The sequence below is a fragment of the uncultured Desulfovibrio sp. genome, assembly GCF_944324935.1.
Classification (GTDB): domain Bacteria; phylum Desulfobacterota; class Desulfovibrionia; order Desulfovibrionales; family Desulfovibrionaceae; genus Desulfovibrio.
The window spans coordinates 1-4,022 of sequence record NZ_CALUYG010000085.1; the positions used below are offsets into that span (position 1 = coordinate 1).

Consider the following 4,022-nt stretch of genomic DNA (forward strand, 5'->3'; position numbering starts at 1 on the left):
AGGCCGCTCAAAGGCGGGCCGACTGGCGTGCCTCAAAAGATAAGAACGCGGGAAAGCGGACGGCTTTTCTTACCGCCTATGTGCGGGAGGGATTGAGGAATTGCTGGTCCCCGGAGCAAATTGCGGGCCGCCTGCGACAGGAATTTCCCGAAGATTCGGCACGACACATTTTCTTAACCGAACACACGGAAAAACCACGCTTTTTCCGACGCTTTTACCGGGAGAAGAGCCGGGGACACAAGGCCACCCTGTCCCAAAGGTAAACGGAGCGTGAACGGCTTGCTTGTCTTATCTATTAAAATTATTTGTAAAATTTGTGTTAACAGGCCCTAATCCGTATCGAACCAGCGGGCGATGTGTTCCCGCTGCGGCGTCTGGCCGTCCGGTTCGAGGTTCAGGGCCAGCATGAGCTTGAGGCGGGCCTTGGCGGCGCTCAGCTCCCCGCCCATGATGACGCCGAGGCGGCGTTGCTGCACCATGCCGCCATCGTAGGCGTAGACATCCAGCACGCGTCCGCCGGTACGGGTGGCATTGACGATGATGACCCCCCGCGCCAGGGCCCGTTGCAGGGCGGGCATGACGGTGGGCGGCACGTTGCCGCGTCCGAAACTTTCGATGACCAGTCCCCCGGCCCCGCGCGAGACGGCAAAGTCGATGAGCGCGCCGTCGTCCCCGGTGACGATCTTGATGAGGTCCGCGCGCCGGCGCAGGCCGGCGGGCCAGAGGGTCTGTCGGTGCAGGGGGGCGCGCCGGAAAATGAGGCGGTCGTCGTCCACCGTGCCGACGGGGCCCCACCACGGGGACTGGAAGGTGGCCACATTGGCCGCATGGGTCTTGGCGGCTTCCCGCGCGGCGTGGATCTGGTCGTTCATAACCACCAGCGCGCCCATGCCCCGCGCCTGCGGGGAGGCGGCCACGCGGACGGCGCTCATCAGGTTGCGCGGCCCGTCCGGGCCCAGATCATCCTCGGCGTGCATGGCGGCCGTGAGACAGACCGGCTTGGAGCTGTCCACGGCCAGATCGAGGAAGTAGGCCGTCTCTTCCAGCGTGTCCGTGCCGTGGGTGACGACCACGCCGGCCACCTCCTCCTCCGCGAGGCGGCGGCGCACCAGGGCGGCCAGGTCGTACATGCGGTCCGGCGTCATGGCCGGACTGGGCAGGTTGGAGAATTCGCAGACGTCCAGCGGGCAGACCTGTCCCAGACCGCGCACGCCGTCCACGAGTTCACTGCCGTTGAGGGCCGGGGCCGCGCCGCCGGTGGCGGCGTCATGCAGCATGGAGATGGTGCCGCCGGTGGTGATGACGACGACTTTGGGGGTCATATGTGCCTCCCTGACGGGGTGTTTCAGCGTCTGTTGATGGAGATCCGGCAACTTGTTGCCCACGGGCATTCCAGCGCCAGATGCCCTGTCCGCATTCAGCGGGCGTTCATCGCCTGTTTCCCCTCTTCCCGGTAAAAGCGTGCCGGGGAAGGGAGGGGGCCTGGGAGGAAGGATGACGCAGCCGCCTTTTCTCGCATCGCTGCGAAAAGGCTGGGCCTTCCCGCGCAGGCAGCGCCCCGACGAGTTCCCCTTCCCCCCAAACAGTCGACGAATAGGGGCAACAGGCCCTATGCCAATCGCCGTACGCGGCAGCGCTGCCGCAGGGTCGTTTCGTCGAGACGGCTCATGGCGTCATGCAGGGCGATACGGTAACTGCCCGTGCCCGCCTCGTCGCCGAGCTGTTCGTGGGCCAGCTCGCCGCTGATGCCCATGCAGCACATGCCGCAGAGGGCGGCCGCCAGCGGCGCGTCGGGATGAGCGCCGCAGTGGCAGGCGACGACCCCGGCGGACATGCAGCCTGTGCCGGACAGTCGGGACATGAGCGGGTGGCCGTTGTCTACGCCCCAGGCCGTGTCCGCATCGACCACAAGGTCGATGGGCCCGCTGATGACGACCACCGCTCCGGTGGCCGCCTGCAGACGGCGGGCGAGGGCCAGGGCTTCGGCAAGCCGCTCCTCGCTGACCAGATCGGACGGGCAGGCGTCCACCCCGCGTGCCGATCCGACGCCTTCGGCCAGAAAGCGGATCTCGGAGATATTGCCCTTGATGACCGCGGGCCTGACATGCTGGAGAATATCGAGGGCCAGCCGGTCGCGGAAGGCGGAAGCCCCGGCGCCCACGGGATCGAAGACGACGGGCCGGCCGAGACGGTTGGCCGTTTTGCCGGCGGCCAGCATGGCCTCATGGGTACGGGCGCAGGGCGTGCCCATGTTGAGCACGAGCGCCGCGCAGAGCCCCGTGATGTCCTCGCTTTCGGCGGGGTCATCGGCCATGATGGGGGAACCGCCCGCGGCGATGGTGATATTGGCGCAGTCGTTGACGGTGACGTAATTGGTGATGAAGTGCACGAGCGGCGCAAGGCGGCGCGTGGTCTGCCAGACGGAGGAAAGATCGAGCATGCTGCCTCCTGAAGTTAGGATGGAGAGGCAGTATGCGTCAGGCGGGGCATGATGGCAAGCGGAGCCGTCCCTTCCGTCGTTGACAGCGCTCCTGCCTTCTTGCCGAATGAGGAAAGGGGGAACAACCTATCGGAACACAACACCCAGGCCGGTGAGGGGGGCATGGCGGGCGTGATGTTCCAGCGTGCTGAGCAGATGGGAGCGCTCGATGGTGGCGGCCATGAACTTGCTGATGGCGGCAAGGGCCGTCCGGGCCGCTTCCGCCCGTCTGCCCGTGGGATTCTCCACTTCCAGGAAGCCGGTCAGCCGCCCGGAGACCACGAGCGGTGCGATCATGAGCTGACGCGCCCGGATCTGCGGGGTCGTCTCACGGGCGATGATCAGCCGGGCCTTGCGTCCCTGCCAGACGGCAAAGGCTTCGTAGACCTTGAAATGGGCATTGAGATGGGGAGGTAGACCTGTTCCCGCCGGCGTGAAGGGTGAAGGCCGCAGCCTTCGCAGGGGGCGTCGCTGTCCCGAAAGACCTTGTGGCATTTTTTCCCCACGAGATCGGCTATCCTGAAGCGCTGACGACAGGCGACATTGGCGTAGAGAAGTTCATGCGTCTCCAGATCGGCGATGTAGACCAGATCCGTAAGCTCGTCAAAAAATCAGCCAGCATGGCGGTGTCTCCCCATCAGGGGCTGTGCTGTCCCGGCGGGAAATGCGGAGTGTGGGGGATGCAGGGCAAGGACGCGCATCGTGAGAGGATGGCCTGTTTTCGCAGGGCTTGCAAGAGTGTGAAGGGTGTGGCGGGGCGGCAGCCTCAGCAGGGGGCGGCCGTGTCCAGCTTCTTCTGGAACTCCTCCAGCGGCAAGGGGCGGGAAAAGAGGAAGCCCTGTACCTCATGGCAGCCCATGCCGGAAAGGATGTCCAGCTGTTCGTGGCGCTCGACGCCCTCGGCCACGGTATTGATGCGCAGGGCATGGCTGGTCAGGATAAGCATCTCCAGGATCTTGAGCAGACGGGGATTGCTCTCCAGGGAGTGGATGAGCCGCTTGTCCAGCTTGAGCACGGAAAAATCCACTTCCGCCAGCGTGGCCAGATTGGCGTGCGCCACGCCGAAATCGTCGATGGCCAGACAGAATCCGTGGGTATGCAGCCGGCGGGCCATGCTCTGGAAGGCGGCATGGTCCGCGGCATCCACGGTCTCCGTGATCTCCACTTGCAGCAGGGGGAGGGGCACGGCGTGGCGGCGGCGGATGGCCTCCAGTCTGTCCAGAAAGTCCGGCATGATGAAGGTGTGCCGGGAGAAATTGCTGGAAACGGGCACGACGGGCAGCCCGGCGTCCAGACGATGGCGCAGGAAGCGGCAGACCTCCTCAAAGACGAAATAGTCAAGCAGGTAGGTTCGGTGCAGTGACTCCAGCAGGGGCATGAACTGTCCCGGCGCGAGCACCTCGGGCCTGTTAACGCTATTGATGTTTTTATGGTCATGGGGTAAGCTGAACCCCATGATCATAACCAAAGAACACTATGAACGCATCGCAGACTGCTTTCCCCGCCAACGCGGAAACGTTTCTCTGGATAATCTCAATGTCCT

Annotated in this window: 4 protein-coding genes and 1 pseudogene; 1 reads left to right on the plus strand and 4 read right to left on the minus strand. The window is 64.7% G+C overall.

What is annotated here, in order from left to right:
* Nucleotides 1-263, plus strand: a pseudogene (locus Q0J54_RS11965) (hypothetical protein); the annotation flags it as partial.
* Nucleotides 264-329: 66 nt separating this feature from the next.
* Here the strand turns inward: Q0J54_RS11965 and Q0J54_RS11970 are convergent.
* The 4 genes from Q0J54_RS11970 to Q0J54_RS11985 all read right to left on the minus strand — a co-directional run bounded on the left by Q0J54_RS11970 (nucleotide 330) and on the right by Q0J54_RS11985 (nucleotide 3,941).
* On the minus strand, nucleotides 330-1,322 hold the full coding sequence (locus Q0J54_RS11970) for an asparaginase (RefSeq protein WP_296305975.1): 993 nt from the start codon (nucleotides 1,320-1,322) through the stop codon (nucleotides 330-332).
* A 287-nt stretch (nucleotides 1,323-1,609) separates the two neighbouring features.
* A complete protein-coding gene (gene thiM, locus Q0J54_RS11975) occupies nucleotides 1,610-2,440 on the minus strand; it encodes a hydroxyethylthiazole kinase (RefSeq protein WP_296305976.1) in 831 nt (276 codons plus the stop codon).
* A gap of 126 nt (nucleotides 2,441-2,566) precedes the next feature.
* A complete protein-coding gene (locus tag Q0J54_RS11980) occupies nucleotides 2,567-2,974 on the minus strand; it encodes a hypothetical protein (protein ID WP_296305977.1) in 408 nt (135 codons plus the stop codon).
* Between the two features lie 271 nt (nucleotides 2,975-3,245).
* Nucleotides 3,246-3,941, minus strand: a complete 696-nt coding sequence (locus Q0J54_RS11985) for an EAL domain-containing protein (protein ID WP_367172246.1) — start codon at nucleotides 3,939-3,941, stop codon at nucleotides 3,246-3,248.
* Between the last annotated feature and the right edge of the window lie 81 nt (nucleotides 3,942-4,022).

Coding starts and splice junctions, on each gene's coding strand:
- Q0J54_RS11985 (WP_367172246.1), bottom strand. CDS start 3,941: ATGATCATGGGGTTCAGCTTACCCCATGACCATAAAAACATCAATAGC.
- thiM (WP_296305976.1), bottom strand. CDS start 2,440: ATGCTCGATCTTTCCTCCGTCTGGCAGACCACGCGCCGCCTTGCGCCG.
- Q0J54_RS11980 (WP_296305977.1), bottom strand. CDS start 2,974: ATGCCACAAGGTCTTTCGGGACAGCGACGCCCCCTGCGAAGGCTGCGG.
- Q0J54_RS11970 (WP_296305975.1), bottom strand. CDS start 1,322: ATGACCCCCAAAGTCGTCGTCATCACCACCGGCGGCACCATCTCCATG.